This window comes from Methanoregula sp., from assembly GCF_028712425.1.
Classification (GTDB): domain Archaea; phylum Halobacteriota; class Methanomicrobia; order Methanomicrobiales; family Methanospirillaceae; genus Methanoregula.
On the sequence record NZ_JAQTQD010000001.1, the window covers coordinates 121,930 to 140,542 of the forward strand.

Genomic DNA, 18,613 nt, shown 5'->3' on the forward strand with positions numbered 1-18,613 from the left:
GAAGGTCGTGTTTTTGTCTCATAATCAGTATCCCCCATCAATATATCCAACTTTATTATTTCGTTCTCTGATAAATCTTCTGATTACCATTGTGTCATAGTATTAAAACATTTGCCACCATTTTTCCTCTTTGACAGTACTTTAAAGATGGATTTAAACCTTTTGAGGAAAATTCTGTCATTTTTGCGGATTTTCGCAGGAATCGGAAGGAGAGATGGGGTGCGTTGGCGCTGAATACTGTGGTTTTCTGACAGGGTTGTGGTTTTTCTTCCGGCGTAAATGAGGTATTTTAGCCTGCAAATTGCCGGGCAATTATCAAACGGACGTTTGTGCATGGCCGGAGTATTTTTCGCGTATTATTGATTGTGGAATGAAAGAAATAAATGGAATAATGGTGGATGTATGTTTCCTGAGTATATTTTCAAAAAATTGGAAAATTTCAAAAATTGACGACGAAAGAAGACCGATATGACTGACAGCGGCATATACCCGATTCCGATCCCATCTGATCCGCCGATTACGAGCGGAGAAGAACATTCAGAAAAGACTGGAGAGTTTAAGGTTTCACCAGATCCCCGTATCGCTGTTGTCATACCGGCGCAGAACAATGAATTATCCATTGGCAGTCTTGTTCTTCTTGCGCGCCAGTATACGCCTCACGTGATTGTTGTTGATGACAACTCGTATGACAATACCGCTACTGTCTCCGAACATGCAGGTGCAACAGTCATCAATGCCCGGGAATATGACGAAGGGCGGGTCTTTTCGATCCTTGCCGGGTGTCGGAGAGCACTCGGGTACGGGTGCACGGTAGTTATTCTCATCGACAGTTCCGGAAAGCACCTGACACGGGATATCCCTGCGATTGCTGAACCGGTTTTAAACGGCAGTACCGATCTTGTCATTGGATCCCGTTATTTGAAAGGACGAAGAGTCATTCCCCCTTTCCGGTTCAATAATGGCGTTAAGGAAGGGAAGCTCGAGAAATCGCAGCATGAGTTCAGGAGCACAGACCCGGAATCAACATTCCGGGCATTAAGCGTGAAAGGGGTCATGTTGCTCGACTTGCTCCCGAACAACGAACAATTCGATTCCCTCATGGTCACCCTTTTTTCCCGGAAGGGGCTGTCTGTCCAGGACATGGCCATTACTCGTCGGAAAGACCTGACCGCCGCAGCAGAATGCGACGCTAAGGTGTGCCTGTACCGCGGAAGTAAGATTGGGGTCGTTGTCCCTGCATATAATGAGGAGCGACTGATTGGAGATACATTGGCCGGCATTCCGGAGTTTGTATGCCGGGTGTATGTAGTGAACGATTGCTCGAAAGACCGGACGCAGGAAGTTGTAGAATATTATGCAAAAAACGATCCATCCATCGTCCCCATTACGCATGAGGTGAACCAGGGAGTTGGTGCAGCAATCGTTACCGGATACAAAAAAGCGCTGGAAGACAAGATGGACTATGTGGCCGTGATGGCCGGAGATAACCAAATGGATCCGCGATTCCTCCCGGAACTACTCGATCCTGTTGTCGAACAGCGCTGCGATTACACCATGGGTAACCGGCTCATCAACCAGGAATTCCGGAAGGGCATGAGCAAGTGGCGGTATCTCGGCAACAGTGTTCTGACAATGCTTACGAAGATAGCATCCGGTTACTGGCAGATGATGGATCCCCAGAATGGATATACAGTAATCTCGCGACGGGCGCTCGAACGGATCAGTCTTACCGGCATCTACCCACGCTATGGGTATTGTAACGATGTCCTTGTGAAGCTGAACGTTCTCGGTTTCCGGGTCATCAATGTCCCGCACCCGGCACGGTACGGGATGGAGAAGTCGAAGATTAAGTATAGTACGTATATTTACCGGGTGTCGTGGCTGTTGCTGAAAGATTTCCTCTGGCGGCTGAAGATGAAGTATATTGTACTGAACTTCCACCCGCTGGTGTTTTTCTATGTGGCGGGGGCGGTGTTTACGGGGATTGGCATAATTGGTGGACTGTATACATTATACTATAAATACATCCTTGATTATGCCATGTTTGTTCCCCTAACCGTTTCCTTGCTTATGTTTGGATTCGGGTTGCAGATGCTGTTCTTTGCAATGTTCTATGATATGGAGCAGGAGAAGATGCCGAATGGGTGGTATCAGTAATTCATTTTTGATATTATGGACTTTACTATAGAAAAATATGAAAACTTGTGTTCTGCATTATCGCAGTTCTTTGAGATTTTTCCGGTCAATCGATATCTCATAGAAAAACCACAGAAAAATTTTTTAATTCTCAGACATGATATCGACAGAAAAATTTGCAATGCACTTCAGATGGCAAAATTCGAGCATACAAGAGGCATTCAGTCAACATATTATTTTCGCTATCCCTATACATTTAAACCAGATATGATTAAAAAAATTCAGTCATTAGGCCATGAAATTGGTTACCACTACGAGGTATTAAGTAAATCAAAAGGAAATTTTCCCGAAGCCATACAACTTTTTGAAAATGAACTTACAGAATTTAAAAAAATCTGCGACATTCAGACCATTTGCATGCATGGAAGCCCTTTGTCAAAATTTAATAACCTTGATTTGTGGAAGAAATATGAGTACTCACGATTTGGTATCATCGGGGAGGCTTTTTTATCAGTCAAGAATATTCCCTACTTTTCCGATACGGGTAGATCATGGTCTGGTGAAAACAATCTGCGCGATCATATAGATGAAAAAGAATGTATCGGAATTTGCCATTCCACAGATGATCTGATCAAAAAAATTCAACAAAATTCCTTCTCAAAGCTTTATCTGAACATTCATTCTGAGCGATGGGCAACCTCCAATCGAGACTGGATATATCAACAATGTTTTGATGAATGTGTAAATATTGGGAAAAAAGTGATCCGGCGGGTTCGAAATGTTACTCATCATAAATGATATCTCAGATTGTGATTGGAATAAATTCGTTGATTCGCATCCTCAGGGTAATGTCTATCAGCATTCTTCGATATTTGAAATTTATAAAAACACAAAAAATTATGAGCCGGTCCGCTTTGCTCTCTTGGAGGTGGAATCAAAAACCATCAAAGGTGTGATTCAGGGCGTTATTATCAAGGAAATGAACAACGTGTTCAGTCAATTTTCATCAAGAGCTATTATTTTCGGTGGACCCCTGATTTCTTCAGATCTCTCAAAAAAATATGCCTTGGACTTGATTCAAAATTTTGACGATGAAGTGAAAAAACGGACCATATATACAGAAATACGGAATTTATTTGAGATGAAGGATACTCTTGACACAATCCCGGATTATTCTTTCATAGAACATCTGAATTTCCTTATTAATCTGGACAGAACAGAGAATGAATTGTGGAAATCAATTCACAAAGACAGAAGGAAAAACATTACCCGTTCTGAAAAATATGGTTTGGTTTTCGAAGAGATGAAGGACGATTCAAAAATGGATATTTTCTATTCACTTTTGAAAACCACGTACACGAATGTCCAAATCCCTCTTGCCGATAAATCATTATTTCTTGCAGCGATGAAACTGCTCGTTCCTTCGGGGCATGCAAAATTTTTCTTGGCACGGTATGAGGATCGATACATCGGCGCCAGGGCAATATTACTCTATAATAAGACAATTTATGACTGGTACGCTGGTGCCTCTTTGGAAGATTTATCCAATTATCCAAATGAATTCCTCGTATGGAATATTCTGAAATGGGGTATTCAGAATAATTATTCAAGATTCGACTTTGGGGGAGCGGGTGATCCCAACAAACCTTACGGGCCCAGGGAATTTAAAAGACGATTTGGCGGGGATCTGGTTAATTTTGGCCGGTTTACAAAAATTCACAAACCTCACATGATGAAGATCACCCAGTACGGATTTGAGCTCTATCGAAAAATTGTATACAAGTAGTAATGAGGATTGGTTAAAATGGTCAACATAATAAAAAAAGGTTTTAGAAAAATCTGCCGTTCTCTTGTAAAGAATGCATTTTTACCCAACTCGATCCGTGTTTTTCTATTGAAAATGACCGGAGTCACTATTGGATCCCAAGTAATCATTAATGAAGGATTTACATTAGCTTGCGATATCGGCTACGAAGAAAATTTGATTATTGAGGATCGCGTTGCATTCGGACCTAATGTTACAATTATCATTACATCTCACCCGAACCACTCACTCTTAAGAGAATTACACTCAATTTATCCACATTTTGAAGTTTTTGGAAATGTCAGGATAAAACATGATTCCTGGATCGGTGCCGGTAGCATTATTTTACCTGATACCTGTATCAATGAATCATCGCTTGTCGGGGCAGGATCCGTGGTAACAAAAGATGTGCCGTCTTTCTGTGTCGTTGCTGGAAATCCCGCAAAAATAATCCGTGAAATTAGCACTGCGAGGAAAAATTAATGAAAATTCTGATTAGTGTAAATCATCCGGCTCATGTTCATCTTTTCAAGAATTTTATCTGGAAGATGCAGGAAAAGGGTCATGAATTTCTAATCGTGGCCCGGGACAAAGACAAGACTATTAATTTGCTGGATATTTATGGATTCAAGTATGTCTTGACAGGAAAGGCGGAGACAACGCCTTTGGGCTATTTAAAAGAGATGATAAAGAGAACAAGGCAGTTTTACTCCCTTATCGGGAAATTTCATCCTCATATCATTCTTACGCAAATGGATCCATCACCCGGACTTGCCGCAACATTACGAAGGGTTCCTTACATTTGTCTAGCGGATTCAGAACCTGCTAAAATAATATTATACAGCACGATGCCGTTGACGCAGGCTGTATTAACGCCGGAATCGTTTCGGATGAATTTAGGAAAAAAACAGATTGTGTATGCCGGATATAAAGAACTGGCTTATCTCCATCCGAATATCTTCAAACCGGATGTTTCAATATTAGATGAACTTGGTGTACAAAATGGTGAACCATTTATTATCTTGAGATTTGTTTCTTGGGGAGCACATCATGATATTGGTAAAAAAGGGATCCAGGATAAGCTTGAACTTGTAAAGAAATTAGAAAAATTCGGTCGGATCTTTATTTCTTCTGAAGCCACTCTTGATGAAAATTTAAAGAAGTATGAACTTACGGTATCATCAGAAAAGATGCATGATGTACTCTATTATGCCAGATTGTTTTTTTGTGACTCACAGACCATGGCAACGGAAGCCGCAATTTTAGGCACACCTACTGTGAGGTGTAACTCTTTTGTCGGTACAAAAGATATGGGAAATTTTATTGAACTGGAGGAAAAATACGGACTTGTTTATAACTTTAGTGATGAGAATGCGGCAATTAACTGTGCAATCTCTTTCTTAAATAATCCAAATATTAAGAATGAGTGGGCAAAAAAATTGAAAATCCTCTTGGGAGATAAAATTGACGTCACTGCATTTTTGGTCTGGTTCATAGAAGCCTATCCCCAAAGTGTGGTGGAAATACGAGAGAATCCAGATTTGCAATCTTTCTGGGGTCATGTTACGGGAGAAACATTATGATCAAAAAACAAATTTGTGCAAGATGTGTCTGTGATGATAGCATACCAGGAATCACATTCGATAATAACGGAATTTGCAGTCTCTGCAAAAATTATGACCTTATTGAGCACGAGTTCCCTGGTAATGAGATCACGTATAAAAAATTTCAACAGATCGTTGATAATATTAAAAACAATCAAAATAAAGCAAAATATGATTGTCTTATTGGAGTTAGTGGGGGAACAGATAGCATCTACACATTATATCTTGCACGAAAATATGGTCTCAATCCACTTGCGATCCATGTTGATGATGGGAGTGATACGGAAATCTCTGTTCATAATGTTCAAACCGCAGTAAAAAAACTGAATGTTGATTTGTATACTGTAAAAATAGATGAGTCTGAACTATCTGATCTCGAATTAGCTTTTTTCAGGGCATCGATTCCTGATGTTGAAACCCCTCCGGATATGGCAATTACTGCGTCATTGTATCGCTGTGCTGTGCAGTTTGGAATAAAATATATTTTTATTGGAAATTGTTTTAAAACTGAAGGAAAAATGCCGCCCGGTTGGAGTTATGGTGATGGGAAATACCTGACTGACATTCATAATCGGTTCGGTCATGTTCGTTTGAAGAGTTTCCCAAATCTAATGCTCAGCGATTATCTGTATTATTTCCTGATTAAGAGGATACAGATTGTCCGTCCTCTCTATTATTTATCATATATTAAATCTGATGTAAAAAAGATACTCGAAAAAGAGTTGGGATGGATTGATTATGGTATCGGTCATCATGAATCTCGATATTGTCGATTTGTCCAAGGATATTTCCTACCGAAAAAATTTGGAATTGATAAAAGGAAAATTCATTTTTCAGCATTAATTAGATCCAATCAGATGAGCCGACAAGAAGCTTTGATTAAACTTGGATTGCCAGCATGCAGTGATGAAATGGTAAAGGAAGATATTCAATATCTCTGTACTAATTTTGGTATTAATCAAGATGAGTTTGAGGAGATTATTAATTCTAAACCGAGATCCCAGGCCGAATTCGATTCGTATTATTCTCTGGTTTGTAAATTAAAACCACTCATTGAGATTGCATACAAACTGCATTTATTCCCGACGAAGATTTATGGAAGTTATGATCGGAAATGATATGACAGAAAAAATAATGAACAATTTCCAAAAGAAATTTTTTTCTGACAAAGTTCTATTAGTCCTGACACCTTGCTATCCAAACAAGGACACCTCTGTAATAGGAGATATGTTTGTAAAAACACAACTTGATGAAATAAGAAAATATTTCAAAAAAATTATCGTTATTTCTCCAATCTTATTTTCTTTGGGCCTGTTTTCAAAGGACAGGTTGTGTAGGGACTATGCATATGAAAATATTGAAGTATATTACCCTCGTTGCTACTATATTCCAATTTTTTGGTCAGGACCATTTGTCATCGACAATCGCGTAACGGTAATCGACAAATTTATTTTGGATAAAAAACTTACTTTCGATCTTATTCATTCACATTTTACCTGGCCTTTTGCATATATCGGTTTGAAGCTTAAAGAGAAATATAGGAAGCCCGTAATCACAACAATTCATGAGAACGGTGACTGGTTTAATCAGGAAGTTCAAATGGCCCATCCCCTCATCAATTTATCTTGGTCAGCTAACGATGCTCTCATTAGGGTGAACCAAAAAGACATCCCAATCCTGCAGCGTTATAATAAGAATGTTTATGCAATTCCGAATGCATTTTCCCCGGCTTTTCATCCTGTTGATATGAGGATTGCACGAAAGAATTTGTCCATTTCTATGGATTCAAAAATAATCTTCTCTTTAGGATTTCTTATTAAGAGGAAGGGATTTAATTACTTGATCGATGCGATGAAGCAGATCAGTAATCAACGACCGGATGTGGTCTGTTATATCGGGGGGGTGGGCCCCGATCGGTCGAGTTTGCAGGTACAAATCGACCGGTTAAACCTCAAACATAAAGTATTCCTTCTTGGATCTATTCCCGGGGATCAACTCACTTTCTGGATAAATGCATCTGATCTTTTCGTACTATCGAGCCTTAACGAAGGCAATCCGACGGTAATGTTTGAGGTACTTGGATGTGGGAAGCCATTTATTGGAACGAATGTTGGTGGCGTACCAGAAGTTATTTCTTCTGAAAATTATGGTATTCTCGTTGAACCCGCAAATACTAGTGACCTTGCTAAAAAAATTATGAATGCATTGGATCGAGATTGGGATAGAGATACGATCCTTGCATATGCAGAACAGTATTCCGCAGAGAATATTGCTAAAAAAATTATTGACGTATATTTGGATGTTTTAAGGAGAAATAAATGAAGGTTGCTCTAATCACAAATTATTGGAAGAACAGTGATGGTGGCGGTATCAAGACTTTTCTTGTTAATTTTGTGCAAACTTTGAAGGATGTGGGAACAGATGTTTCCGTAGTTTTCAGAGACGGCTATGATCCGGAGCAATTCAATGGTGGGAGAAATAAAATTGCATTCTCTTTCAATTGTTTCTGGTACTTATGGAAAATTAAACCAGATGTCATTCACACTCAAGAAACATGGTACTGTCTCCTGCCAGGTGTAATCTACAAGAAAATTTTTGGATGCAAGTTAATCCATACCTTCCATACCGAACCTGATAAAAGCTTACAATTATTTGCAAAGACCTTCTTTCAGATTCTCCTGAATACATGTGATTGTGTGACATTTGTTTCAATGAGATTACAAGAGCGAATTATTGAAGTTGACAGGCTCTCATTCCAAAATACTGCAATTACCTATGCGGGAGTTCCTGCAATTACTGTTTCAGACTACCAAGTAAAGGAATTTAAAAAACAATTTGGTATTAGTGATGATTCGATTATTCTTGCAGCAATTGGTATGACGGCTCTTTCCTACAAAGCGGAAGGACTAAAGGTTCTACTTCGGGCCATCCAATTGCTAAAAGAATCACATCCTGATATTGTACTCATCGTTACAAGAGAGGGAAAATATTCAGATGATGTGAAGGCATTTGCCCACGAGATTGGTTTGGAGAGACATGTAATTTTTACGGGGAACATCGAGAATCCCTTTATTCCATTGAAGATGAGTAAGATGTATACTCATATAACGTTAGGCGATGGGTTGCCAATAGCATTGTTAGAAGCGATGTCAATGGGAAAACCTATTATCGCAACACCAATTGCTGGTATCCCAGAAGCGATAGAAAGTGGTACCAATGGGTTTTTGGTAGAACCGAATCCCGAAAAAATTGCTGAAAAAATTGATTTTCTTCTTCAGAACCCCGAAACATGTGAAAAAATATCTCAAAATGCTCATTACACTGCAAAAAACAAATTTTCATGGGAAAATGCAACAAAGAGATTTATATTATTATACCATGGAGAGTGCAGATAGATTATAAATTCGCCGTGATTTGTATGGTTTTTTCTATTCAACTCCCTACATTCTCCCAATCGAATTCTAGAATGATTCAAATTATTTCTTCTCGCCTTAAAAAAGAATGGATGTTGAAAATCCTATTGACAACAGGATATTTCTTAACAATACATAATTTCCTTGTCTTATTTTTTTGTGTACCTCAAGGATATATTGTAGATATCTATTCGGCACTACCCCTTAATTTTTTCTTGTCATTGATCGTTTGTTATGGAATAGGATCTACAACGATATTTTGTGGCCAGGGAATTTACAGAAAACTTGGCATATTATTAATTATTTTCTCGTATTCTGCAGTCCTCATTATTCCATATATGCTTGGCTATTACTCAATGGGGCGAGCAGATGACATGTCATATATTGGCGAATATCTCCAGATTAGTACCTCTGGCAGTATTTCTGGGTGGGATATTTATCCAGCCAGCCATATTATTGGCGCTGCTCTCTCAATAGTAACAGGCCTTGATCCCCATATTATCTCTTTCGTAATTCCGCTTGTTTGTTCCTTCCTTTTTGCAGGAGGACTGTTTTTTTGCTGTTGTCTTTTCCTCGAAGATCAGATTCTTATTAATATTGCCATCCCCGCATCATTTATTTTTTATCTCGGTCCTTATAATTTTCTAAATGTTCCACATGGTTTATTTTTTGCAATTATTCCTCTTATCCTCTATCTAGTGTTCAAATTTATCAAACATCAAAATTTTATTAATACCGTATTAGTATTTCCTTTCATACTTCTTGTTCCATTTATGCACCCATTCATTGTTTTTTTGGTAGTTTCTACATTTCTCGCTTTAATAATATTCAGCCAAATTCTTAAAAAAGTTGAAAATTTGAACTATTTACGAATTCTGCACTTATTCTTAATGGTTGTAATTGGATTTCTTTCGTGGTTTATTTTATGTTCAACACTCATGGGGGACTTTTACCAAAGTTATCGATCTTATCTGCAGAGAGTAACGGAACCGGTTTTTTTCGAGACCACTGCTAAATTGACCCGTATAAATATGAATCCCGATAAACTTTTTAAATTGTTGACGGTATACTATGGACGTTATACAATTCCACTTCTGATTATAATAATCGCTATTATTATCATCTATTTAAAACGAGACAGAATTTCCCTTGTTTTAAAAAATTATATATCTTTTTGGGCTTTTTTTTACCTGTTTTTTTTAATGTTAGAACTAATCCTTTTTTTCAATCCAATAATTTCTCATCAATCAGATCGATTAACAAATTTAAATTTTATTATCTACGCTCAGGTGCCGCTATTTGTTGTATCTCTTTATGTGATTTCCATGAGATTTAAATCCCCGCTAGTAAAAATATTTTTATTTTTATTGATATTATCTGGTATATGGAGCCTGAGTCTTTTTGGTACTTTTAATTCACCAAATATTTTTAAAACAAATGATGCCTTGACCAATAATGAAATCCACGGAATGAAATGGTTCTTTGGAACAAAGATTACTGAAAAAGTATTAACTCCCTTGAGTTCAATCAGAAGGTTTCAGGATTTATTATCAGATAAAAATTATGATTCAATTGTAATGGTACCTGATCATTTTGGTTATTCAGATAACACTCAATCATTCACGGAAATAAATTTAAAACATGGTGAACAAAGTTATGTCGTTTTACTGACAATTGATGAACTTATGTATCAGAAAATCCCGGGATATATCGAAGTTGGCAGATATACTGAAACAGATTATTCTCGATTTAGAAATGATCAATCGATTAATGCGAAAATTTACGATAGCCTTAATGTCCAGATATTTGATATATGTTAATTAATAATGTAAAGTAAAGACCTATAAATTGAAAGGTCTTTTTTAATTGTAGGACTCACAATATGCCAGTAAAATTATGCCCAATATGTTGTTCAGAATCCGATTTCCTTTGTTCACTTCCATCGGATTATTTGAAAAACGAATTAGAAAATAATTTCAACAAAAAAATACCTGAAACCGTAGAAATAATTGATTATTCCATCTATAAATGTCGACAATGTTCATTAGAATGGGCTGATCCTTCAGTACCAGGATCAACCGAATTTTATGCATGGATCACGAACCAATCTGATTACTATCCTACAAAAAGATGGGAATGGGATATTCTGCTTGATGAAATGAAAAAGAGAAATAAAAAACAGATTTCACTATTGGAGATTGGTTGTGGAAATGGTGAGTTTTTAAAAACAATTCGACAAAAATTAATTGTTCACGGAATAGGTCTTGATACTAGTTTACAATCAATTGAAAAATGTAAGAAACAAGATTTGATAGCATATTGTGAAAATATTGATTTATTCTCTCAAAGAGAAGAGTATCAAAATTTTTTTGATTACGTTGTCATATTTCATTGTCTCGAACACATCAGTAATCCTAAAGATCTTATTAATTCAATACTCCCATTATTGCGAGATAATGGTAAAATTTTTATTAGCGTTCCTTTCTCCCCCACATCATACGAAACTTTTTTATTCGATCCTCTGAATAACCCCCCACACCATTTAACGCGATGGAATTATTCATCATGTCTACAACTTGCCAGTGAGGTAAATTTGAAAATAAAAATATCAATGCCAAAATCAAAACCTGCATGGTATCGGACATTTTCGAATTTTGAAAAATTTTGTAAAAACAAAACGAAGAAAAATACATTTTTTTTCACTTTATTGCATATTCTAAAAAATCCATATGAAATATATAATGAATATTATCTTCAAAAAAATAGAGTCCGAATTAACAATCAAACCACAGCGAATGTGATATTAATTGAATTGTATAAATAATATCATACGATTTTTTTCACTGATACGTTAAGTGTAAAAACTTTGTTCGGAACGCTAGGGAAATCGAATGTTTTTGTAATAAATTTTCTTCTGATGAATATTGCACAGAGTGAATTAGATACATGAAATATATTATCTCTAAATTCTGGTGGACATCCCCCCATGATTCCTGCCAATGTTTCCCATCTAATGCGTTCGGGCGTATGTCCATAATCATGCCAAATAATAACAGAATCGTCGTTTTTAAGTAATTTAAATGCATTTTGGGTATCTGATATTATAGCATCCTCACTATGATCTCCATCAATAAATATGATATCAAATTTTTTATTAATTGACCCAAAATCAAAGTTATTTGAATTTGCTCCGATATGAATAACATTTTTTAATTTTTCTGAAAAAAATCTCATTGATCTTACCATTTCTTCTGAATATCCTTCTTTTAAAAGATCTTCTTTTGCTAAACTTATGGAATAACATTCTTCAGCAAATGGTGATACATTTGCAATACTTTCCCCCCTCCAGGTTCCAATCTCCAGATATTGACAGTGATCATACTTTTTTGCTAGTGAGTTTAGCAGAAGATAATCAATTGGCGTGGATCCATCACTTAAAAAACTGATGGGATAGACTGTATCGACAAATTCGGGCAAAAGATCTAATAAATCTAATGTTGGTAAACCTCGTTCAAAACCATATTTTTGAATTATCCGTTTTCGTATTACAACCTCATCTGTTAAAACATTACCAATTGAACTAGGATTTGTTATAATTGTTCGAAATATTTGAATGATATGATGACCTTTTCGTATCCACTTATTATTCATACATCCATTCCGGATTTAAAAAGATTTTATTTTATCGGATCATTTTTTTTATCACCCAATCAGAAATCATTAGATTTTATTTTCGTGCTAGTTGGGATAAATATTAAGAAAAAATGAAAATGGATAATATGTTAGATTATACCAAAGGGGTATGCAAACATTTGTTAATTATCCTGATGAGAATCAAGAAAATGATAATAATTGTGGCACTTGTCGCCATTGCTGCTCCAACAATTCCAAAGATCGGGATTAATAATAAATTTATGATGATGTTTATCACGAGACCTACGACACCCACATAGAAACTGACCTGTACCTTTCCGATACTTGAGAGTGTGGTTCCAACCGCTGCAAATGATGCACCAATCGCATATCCTGATAACAATATCAATAAAGGAATGTATGATGCCAAAAAAATGTCACCAAACAAGAGAATTATGACATATGGCCCAAAAACTGCAATAACTATTGCACTACCCGCAGTAAGAAGAAAACTTTTCTTGAGTGTAGAATAAAAGACACGGCGAACTCCTTCAATATCTCCCTTTCCGTATAATGATGCAATTACTGGGTTCGTTACTGTCTGTATAGCCCCGGGAATTAATACTAATATTTGGGCAAGAATCGCAGCAACCGCATAAATACCAACATCTGATGGAGATAAGAAGTAACCCATAAGAATGATACTCATTTGTGTATTAAGAAACGAAACAGAATCGCCAAGCACTATATAAAATCCAAAAAACGTTGTATCTCGTAATGCTGAATAAATCCAAAAAAAACTCGTTTGAAGATATTCTCGAATCAGAATCGGGCTTAAGATTCCTATCACAATGGTAGGTGCAACAAATCCTATCACGGCCCCTGTAATCCCTCTGTCAAAGAACAGTACTAAGATTGTTGACGTTACGAGAATAGTAACATTCTGGATGACATTTAAAAATGCATAAAGATGCATTTTTCGAAAACCATTTAATGTTCCAAGCACTGCTTTCTGAATCGCGATGAACGGGAGGCTAATCGCTATCAAATGGAGCAATCCCACTAATTCCGGAACCTTAAAAAAAGAAATAGCAATAAATGGTGCAAAGATGAAGAGTATAATGCACATAAGGGTACCGGTTATAATCGAACTGGTCAGCCCGGATGATACGTAATTACGGACGGTTGTAGTATTATCAATAAATTCAGCGACGTATTTTGTTAATGCAGATCCAATCCCAAATGCCGCGAACTGCATTCCGAAAAGATATATTGTGAATGCAAGAGTATAGATCCCAAGTCCCTCTGGTCCGAGTTCCCTCCCAAATATAATTCTAAGAATGAAATGAGCTAATGATGCTGTAATTATACTAATGAAAGCCCATTGAACATCCACCATTGCTTTACTTAGGGATATTTTTGGCAACTGCAGACAAACTCACCTTTTTTACTTAGAGAATTGAAGAATTTCGCAGATTTTTTCGCTCGCACCAACAGGATACAACTCCGGCTGCGGTTTTAAGGGTAAAGGGGCTTTCAGCGCACCCAGGATCTTCCCCTCATCCGTCCCCACCAGCACATTCCACCCGTTCTGCAACGTCTCAACCCATTCAGTTTTTTCCCTTAGCGTGATGCAGGGTATCCCGAGAATGTATGCCTCTTTCTGGATCCCGCCCGAATCAGTGATAATCTTTATTGCGTTACTCATCAATCGGATCATGTCAAGATATCCTAGCGGTTCGGTGATGCGAACATTCTTCGGCATTCGTTTGAACAGGCCGTATTCAACAAGATATTTCCGGGTGCGGGGATGAACCGGAAACACAATCGATATCTCTGCTTTCTCAAATGCTCGGATGATGGATGAAATCGCTTCACGGTCGTCCGTGTTTACAGGTCGGTGAATTGTTGCGACAGCATAGTCGCCATGAGTAAGCCCCAATTTTTTGATCACGTGGAAATTTTTTTTGGCGAGTTCCTTGTTGAACCACAGCACATCCGCCATCACATCCCCAACCAGATGCACCCCTTTACGAATTCCTTCATAAGCAAGGTTACTGACTGCGGTTTCCGTTGGGCAGAACAAAAGATCCGAAACGTGATCCGTGACAACCCGGTTGATCTCTTCCGGCATCGTGCGGTCGAACGATCGCAGGCCGGCCTCCACATGGGCAACCGGAATATGCAGTTTCACCGCGGCAAGCGCACCGGCAAGCGTGGAGTTCGTATCGCCGTACACCATGACAAGTTCGGGTTTTTCTTTCAGCAGGATTTCCTCGATCTTCTCCAGGATCTGGCCGGTCTGCTTCCCGTGGGTACCCGATCCCACGCCAAGATAATAATCCGGCCGGGGAATCTGGAGTTCCTTAAAGAAAATATCCGACATCTCCGGGTCATAGTGCTGTCCGGTATGTACGAGGATCTCGGTATGGTCTTTCCGGAGCTTCCTTGACACCGCAGCGCACTTGACAAACTGCGGCCGTGCCCCGACAATGGTGACTATCTTCATGGTACCAGACTTCCGTTCACGATATACCACAGATTCAGGATCTCTTTTCCCGGATTATCGTCTCAGCCCAGCGGACAACATCTCCGGCAATCGAAAGGGATCTCTGGTATTCATCAAGGCGAACCGGTGGATGAATGCGGGGATACCGGGTGGCAACGGCAAACCGCGTGAGTTTTGCAGATTCTTTCACCCGGTCCGGAACCACAATACCATGGTTCATAAGGATAGTGACAAGCGCTGCCAGGTCATGGACATAAGGATACGGGATATCGTAGGATATACAAACTGCCTTGATTGCTTTCTCCGCTGCCTGTTGGGCATTGTAGCAGAGATCTTCCAGGTAAAGTTCGTTACGCGGAACCGTACTGGCAAGCGAGAGGTTGGAATGCGCACGGTTCAGCCATTCCCGGGGATCATCAGGAGGAAATCGTGCCGGCACGATAGACCTCCCTCCCCTGAAGCAGTGCAGGCTGCACAACAAAAAACGGTGAGTTGTGGAATCGTTCCACATCTGCAGCAGAAATCACGACAACATCGACTGCTTTACCAATACCGATCAGGCGCATATAGATCTCCTCCGTCAGCGAACCCTCGTCAAATGCACCATTCTTGATCACCAGGAGATCAATATCGCTGTCCGGCCCCATATCTTCCCGTGCAGCAGAACCAAATAAAATTATTTTTTCCGGTTTTGCGACATCCACAATACGCGTGAGGATCTCGTTCAACACATCGTTCCGGATTGTTCTTCCTTCCTGCATAGATCCTCCGTGGGATAAATCCCCGTTCTACACTGGATTGTTTTTATTTTGATTCATAAATGCATATCTGTCCTAAGAGACGGTCATGATCATCCCCCGGTTTTTTCACATACTGCGGCCGTGCCCCGACAACAGATACAATCTTCATAGCGATCGCAAATCAGGTTTTATTCTGACTACTGATGCAGAATTTATCGTGCTGCCAACTGGCATTTACCCGGCCCGGTGAATTCCCTCATGAATCCTCTCACATATCACCATATTCTCCAGCGCCTGCTGTGGTGTAACCGTGAACGGTTTCTTATCCCGCACAGCACGATGGAATGTCTTAAGTTCTTTCTTTAAAGGTTCAGACTTATTAACCTGCACCTTCTCGATCGTGCTCTCCTGCGAGTACCGCTCACCATCAATAGAGAACCGGCCGGGTTTCCGGTGAATATAGATCTCTTGGGCCATGTAGTCCCCTTCAACCGTGAAATGCTCCTCTTCAATATAGATCCTCCGAATTTTCTTGGATGACTTCCGGCTGGCAGTAAGGATTGCCGGGCAGGTATCAAGAGTGAAAAGGGCTGTTGCGACATCGTCATTACCGGAACATGCCAGGCTCCACTCTTGTATCGGGAAGAGGTTGAGGAGAATGTCAATATCGTGGATCATGAGGTCCTCGATGATCGAAGTACCAACGATACGCGAAGAACCCGGGTTGTGCCGGTTGATCTCGACATAGACCGGATGCTTGATGATCTGGGCGAGTTCGGGGATGATCGCATTGAACCGCTCGATATGCCCGACACCAACAGTTAGGTCATCGGGAATCATCTTCACAAGTTCACGAGCCTCTTCTACGGTCTGGCAGATCGGCTACTCTATAAGGCAGGGGATATGCGATTCGATCAGCTGTTTTGCAGCCCGGAAATGGTCGGGGGTCGGGACACAGATGCTGGTTGCATCGACCTTCTTGATCAGGTCCTCAATGGTCGGGCAGACGGTCACAGACTCGCACGTGGATTTCAAGTGGCTGATCGATTTGGGATCGGGATCATACACATAGATCTGATCAACGAGTTTCAATTCAGAATAGACCCGGATATGATTCTTTCCCATAATCCCGCAGCCGATAACGCCAACATCCATCTTTCTTCACCCCGTTGATGGTTGAACAGATCGTTTCAAGCATCGGATTTGTGACATTCGGGTGGACCGGCAGCGAGAGGACCTCATCACAGAGACTTTCAGGCCGGCCAGAAGATCGCTCACGTTCTCTTTTTTTCCGGAAAAAAAGTTATCAAAGATCACAACCTCATGTCCGTTTGCGACAAGTCCTTCGGCAATGTGTGAGCCAATGAACCCTGCCCCGCCGGTTACAACATACCTCATGATGCGAATCCTTGAAAATCCCGGAGATTTCTCACAGGATTGAACAATGATAATAGTATGTGAAAGAAGATTATCCTGATTATCCGGTGCTATGATTCAGGAGAGAACAGTTCCCTGTCCCGGAATAATTTCTCAAATCTTTAAAATTATGAGCACACACACCCATCGGTGTATCGAATTCCGAAGGAACGAGATATGAGAAGATCCGCAAGGTTCTTCGAGTGGGGGTGGGATTTATAAGTTCCACCACCCCCTTCGGGTGTCGCCCGGCCGCCTCGAAACATGATGCTTCTGCGGATCAGGCATCGCTTACGTAATGTCAGATACTCATCGGGGCCTTGCCGGGCAGGAATGTTGTTTGAAAACGTTCATCTCAAAGTGGGACCAAAGGGGCGCACCCATTAAGCGGCCTCCCGCCCATGGAGGAGAAAGGCGGTTACTCACATAACACATTTTTTTCGATCACCCGCAAGGTATTTCCTGGCAATCATTGAGTGAAGGTAACTCGGGATATCACACAGAGTAAGTATTCAGCCACAATCATGTACTCCCTTAAATATATACGACATCATGATACAATAGTATCAACACGGATAAAAGGTGAGCATAATGTCAGTATCAGTAAAGATTAATCCTGATCTTGCCCGGCGCCTGAATGCACTGGTCGAAGACAAAGCCTATTCTACGCAGGAAGAGGCACTTGAAGATGCAATCAGGTTGTTAATCGCGGTTAAAGGAAACCTTTACTCCCGTAACGAAGTGCGGGAGGTCTTGAGCAAATATATTACCATTCCTACCGGGAAGATCCTGCAGGATGTCAAACAAGAAGAAGAATCATGACATTCGCGTATATCGAGACCAGTGCTCTTTTCCGTGCTTATACAAGGGAAGCCGGATCTGACATAATAGATGAGGTTTTCTCACAGATGGAGGCTCACCGGGTAACCGGACTTATATCAAATCTCAGTATTCCGGAAATCATACGGGGAATTATCAAAAGAAAGAACCTTCGTGAACTCAGCGAGGACGAAGCCCAGAAGATTATTGATTCAATCCTTTTCGACCTGAATACCCGCATCATGAATAACGAGCTTGCGATCCTTGGTCTGGACAAAGTGTATCTGCCCGAGGTCAACCAGATTATCCGGAACTCCAACTTTTACGTTATTGATGCAATTCAACTCGTTACCGCCCATCATGCTGCGCCGGCACTCTTTCTTCATGCGGACACTCATTTCTCCACATCTCTTGTTGACGGGATGGTTCACCCGGTAGATATCAGGAAACCCGGGGCATTGAAAACCGTGTCACATATGTTCACCTGATCTGCACACGTGGGGATCATAGGTACCCCGGTTTGGGTGTTTTGAAAAACT

At 39.8% G+C, this 18,613-nt stretch carries 20 protein-coding genes; 12 read left to right on the forward strand and 8 right to left on the reverse strand.

Annotated features, from left to right (window positions below; all coding sequences use genetic code 11):
- The first annotated feature begins 468 nt into the window (after window positions 1–468).
- From PHF39_RS00500 to PHF39_RS00545, 10 genes are all read left to right on the forward strand, one after another.
- On the forward strand, window positions 469–2,157 hold the full coding sequence (locus PHF39_RS00500) for a glycosyltransferase family 2 protein (protein WP_300219000.1): 1,689 nt from the start codon (window positions 469–471) through the stop codon (window positions 2,155–2,157).
- A 15-nt stretch (window positions 2,158–2,172) separates the two neighbouring features.
- Window positions 2,173–2,934: a hypothetical protein gene (locus PHF39_RS00505; protein WP_300219003.1), complete on the forward strand. Its 762-nt coding sequence runs from the start codon at window positions 2,173–2,175 to the stop codon at window positions 2,932–2,934.
- The gene (locus PHF39_RS00510) at window positions 2,915–3,922 is read left to right on the forward strand and encodes a GNAT family N-acetyltransferase (RefSeq protein WP_300219005.1); all 1,008 of its coding nucleotides are present in this window, start codon (window positions 2,915–2,917) and stop codon (window positions 3,920–3,922) included. Before PHF39_RS00505 ends, PHF39_RS00510 begins: the two co-directional genes overlap by 20 nt.
- A gap of 18 nt (window positions 3,923–3,940) precedes the next feature.
- Entirely contained in the window at window positions 3,941–4,423 is a 483-nt protein-coding gene (locus PHF39_RS00515) for an acyltransferase (RefSeq protein ID WP_300219008.1), read from the forward strand.
- A complete protein-coding gene (locus PHF39_RS00520; protein WP_300219011.1) occupies window positions 4,423–5,523 on the forward strand; it encodes a DUF354 domain-containing protein in 1,101 nt (366 codons plus the stop codon). Before PHF39_RS00515 ends, PHF39_RS00520 begins: the two co-directional genes overlap by 1 nt.
- The gene (locus PHF39_RS00525) at window positions 5,520–6,662 is read left to right on the forward strand and encodes an N-acetyl sugar amidotransferase (RefSeq protein WP_300219014.1); all 1,143 of its coding nucleotides are present in this window, start codon (window positions 5,520–5,522) and stop codon (window positions 6,660–6,662) included. The genes PHF39_RS00520 and PHF39_RS00525 overlap by 4 nt, the downstream gene beginning before the upstream one ends.
- Entirely contained in the window at window positions 6,649–7,866 is a 1,218-nt protein-coding gene (locus tag PHF39_RS00530; RefSeq protein ID WP_300219017.1) for a glycosyltransferase, read from the forward strand. Before PHF39_RS00525 ends, PHF39_RS00530 begins: the two co-directional genes overlap by 14 nt.
- Entirely contained in the window at window positions 7,863–8,939 is a 1,077-nt protein-coding gene (locus PHF39_RS00535; RefSeq protein WP_300219020.1) for a glycosyltransferase family 4 protein, read from the forward strand. Before PHF39_RS00530 ends, PHF39_RS00535 begins: the two co-directional genes overlap by 4 nt.
- 356 nt (window positions 8,940–9,295) lie before the next feature.
- Window positions 9,296–10,777 (forward strand): hypothetical protein, encoded by a 1,482-nt coding sequence (locus PHF39_RS00540; RefSeq protein WP_300219023.1) that lies wholly within the window; start codon window positions 9,296–9,298, stop codon window positions 10,775–10,777.
- 62 nt (window positions 10,778–10,839) lie between these two features.
- A complete protein-coding gene (locus PHF39_RS00545) occupies window positions 10,840–11,781 on the forward strand; it encodes a class I SAM-dependent methyltransferase (protein WP_300219026.1) in 942 nt (313 codons plus the stop codon).
- A 2-nt stretch (window positions 11,782–11,783) separates the two neighbouring features.
- Here the strand turns inward: PHF39_RS00545 and PHF39_RS00550 are convergent, their stop codons facing one another.
- The 8 genes from PHF39_RS00550 to PHF39_RS00580 all read right to left on the reverse strand — a co-directional run bounded on the left by PHF39_RS00550 (window position 11,784) and on the right by PHF39_RS00580 (window position 17,237).
- Window positions 11,784–12,608, reverse strand: coding sequence for a class I SAM-dependent methyltransferase (locus tag PHF39_RS00550; protein WP_300219028.1), 825 nt, complete (start codon window positions 12,606–12,608; stop codon window positions 11,784–11,786).
- Between the two features lie 136 nt (window positions 12,609–12,744).
- Window positions 12,745–14,016: a flippase gene (locus PHF39_RS00555; RefSeq protein ID WP_233504474.1), complete on the reverse strand. Its 1,272-nt coding sequence runs from the start codon at window positions 14,014–14,016 to the stop codon at window positions 12,745–12,747.
- Window positions 14,017–14,037: 21 nt separating this feature from the next.
- Window positions 14,038–15,099 (reverse strand): UDP-N-acetylglucosamine 2-epimerase (non-hydrolyzing), encoded by a 1,062-nt coding sequence (gene wecB, locus PHF39_RS00560; protein WP_300219035.1) that lies wholly within the window; start codon window positions 15,097–15,099, stop codon window positions 14,038–14,040.
- 34 nt (window positions 15,100–15,133) lie between these two features.
- Window positions 15,134–15,538 carry a HEPN domain-containing protein gene (locus tag PHF39_RS00565; RefSeq protein WP_300219037.1) on the reverse strand — a complete coding sequence of 135 codons (405 nt, stop codon included), beginning with the start codon at window positions 15,536–15,538 and terminating at the stop codon, window positions 15,134–15,136.
- The gene (locus tag PHF39_RS00570; protein ID WP_233504475.1) at window positions 15,516–15,830 is read right to left on the reverse strand and encodes a nucleotidyltransferase domain-containing protein; all 315 of its coding nucleotides are present in this window, start codon (window positions 15,828–15,830) and stop codon (window positions 15,516–15,518) included. The genes PHF39_RS00565 and PHF39_RS00570 overlap by 23 nt, the downstream gene beginning before the upstream one ends.
- Before the next feature lie 243 nt (window positions 15,831–16,073).
- The gene (locus PHF39_RS00575; RefSeq protein WP_366144131.1) at window positions 16,074–16,679 is read right to left on the reverse strand and encodes a hypothetical protein; all 606 of its coding nucleotides are present in this window, start codon (window positions 16,677–16,679) and stop codon (window positions 16,074–16,076) included.
- 42 nt (window positions 16,680–16,721) lie between these two features.
- Window positions 16,722–16,994, reverse strand: coding sequence for a Gfo/Idh/MocA family oxidoreductase (locus PHF39_RS13910; RefSeq protein WP_366144133.1), 273 nt, complete (start codon window positions 16,992–16,994; stop codon window positions 16,722–16,724).
- A gap of 6 nt (window positions 16,995–17,000) precedes the next feature.
- Window positions 17,001–17,237: an NAD-dependent epimerase/dehydratase family protein gene (locus PHF39_RS00580; RefSeq protein WP_300219041.1), complete on the reverse strand. Its 237-nt coding sequence runs from the start codon at window positions 17,235–17,237 to the stop codon at window positions 17,001–17,003.
- A 609-nt stretch (window positions 17,238–17,846) separates the two neighbouring features.
- On the opposite strand from PHF39_RS00580, the gene PHF39_RS00585 reads away from it, so the two are divergent.
- Together PHF39_RS00585 and PHF39_RS00590 are read left to right on the forward strand one after the other, a co-directional pair.
- A complete protein-coding gene (locus tag PHF39_RS00585) occupies window positions 17,847–18,077 on the forward strand; it encodes a ribbon-helix-helix domain-containing protein (RefSeq protein WP_300219044.1) in 231 nt (76 codons plus the stop codon).
- Window positions 18,074–18,562, forward strand: coding sequence for a type II toxin-antitoxin system VapC family toxin (locus PHF39_RS00590; RefSeq protein ID WP_300219046.1), 489 nt, complete (start codon window positions 18,074–18,076; stop codon window positions 18,560–18,562). Before PHF39_RS00585 ends, PHF39_RS00590 begins: the two co-directional genes overlap by 4 nt.
- Window positions 18,563–18,613 lie beyond the last annotated feature (51 nt).

Excerpts from the sequence above, each read along its gene's own strand:
- PHF39_RS00500 (WP_300219000.1), top strand. The coding sequence starts at position 469 with ATGACTGACAGCGGCATATACCCGATTCCGATCCCATCTGATCCGCCG.
- PHF39_RS00505 (WP_300219003.1), top strand. The coding sequence starts at position 2,173 with ATGGACTTTACTATAGAAAAATATGAAAACTTGTGTTCTGCATTATCG.
- PHF39_RS00510 (WP_300219005.1), top strand. The coding sequence starts at position 2,915 with ATGTTACTCATCATAAATGATATCTCAGATTGTGATTGGAATAAATTC.
- PHF39_RS00515 (WP_300219008.1), top strand. The coding sequence starts at position 3,941 with ATGGTCAACATAATAAAAAAAGGTTTTAGAAAAATCTGCCGTTCTCTT.
- PHF39_RS00520 (WP_300219011.1), top strand. The coding sequence starts at position 4,423 with ATGAAAATTCTGATTAGTGTAAATCATCCGGCTCATGTTCATCTTTTC.
- PHF39_RS00525 (WP_300219014.1), top strand. The coding sequence starts at position 5,520 with ATGATCAAAAAACAAATTTGTGCAAGATGTGTCTGTGATGATAGCATA.
- PHF39_RS00530 (WP_300219017.1), top strand. The coding sequence starts at position 6,649 with ATGATCGGAAATGATATGACAGAAAAAATAATGAACAATTTCCAAAAG.
- PHF39_RS00535 (WP_300219020.1), top strand. The coding sequence starts at position 7,863 with ATGAAGGTTGCTCTAATCACAAATTATTGGAAGAACAGTGATGGTGGC.
- PHF39_RS00540 (WP_300219023.1), top strand. The coding sequence starts at position 9,296 with ATGCTTGGCTATTACTCAATGGGGCGAGCAGATGACATGTCATATATT.
- PHF39_RS00545 (WP_300219026.1), top strand. The coding sequence starts at position 10,840 with ATGCCAGTAAAATTATGCCCAATATGTTGTTCAGAATCCGATTTCCTT.
- PHF39_RS00550 (WP_300219028.1), bottom strand. The coding sequence starts at position 12,608 with ATGAATAATAAGTGGATACGAAAAGGTCATCATATCATTCAAATATTT.
- wecB (WP_300219035.1), bottom strand. The coding sequence starts at position 15,099 with ATGAAGATAGTCACCATTGTCGGGGCACGGCCGCAGTTTGTCAAGTGC.
- PHF39_RS00575 (WP_366144131.1), bottom strand. The coding sequence starts at position 16,679 with ATGATTCCCGATGACCTAACTGTTGGTGTCGGGCATATCGAGCGGTTC.
- PHF39_RS13910 (WP_366144133.1), bottom strand. The coding sequence starts at position 16,994 with ATGGATGTTGGCGTTATCGGCTGCGGGATTATGGGAAAGAATCATATC.
- PHF39_RS00580 (WP_300219041.1), bottom strand. The coding sequence starts at position 17,237 with ATGAGGTATGTTGTAACCGGCGGGGCAGGGTTCATTGGCTCACACATT.
- PHF39_RS00585 (WP_300219044.1), top strand. The coding sequence starts at position 17,847 with ATGTCAGTATCAGTAAAGATTAATCCTGATCTTGCCCGGCGCCTGAAT.
- PHF39_RS00590 (WP_300219046.1), top strand. The coding sequence starts at position 18,074 with ATGACATTCGCGTATATCGAGACCAGTGCTCTTTTCCGTGCTTATACA.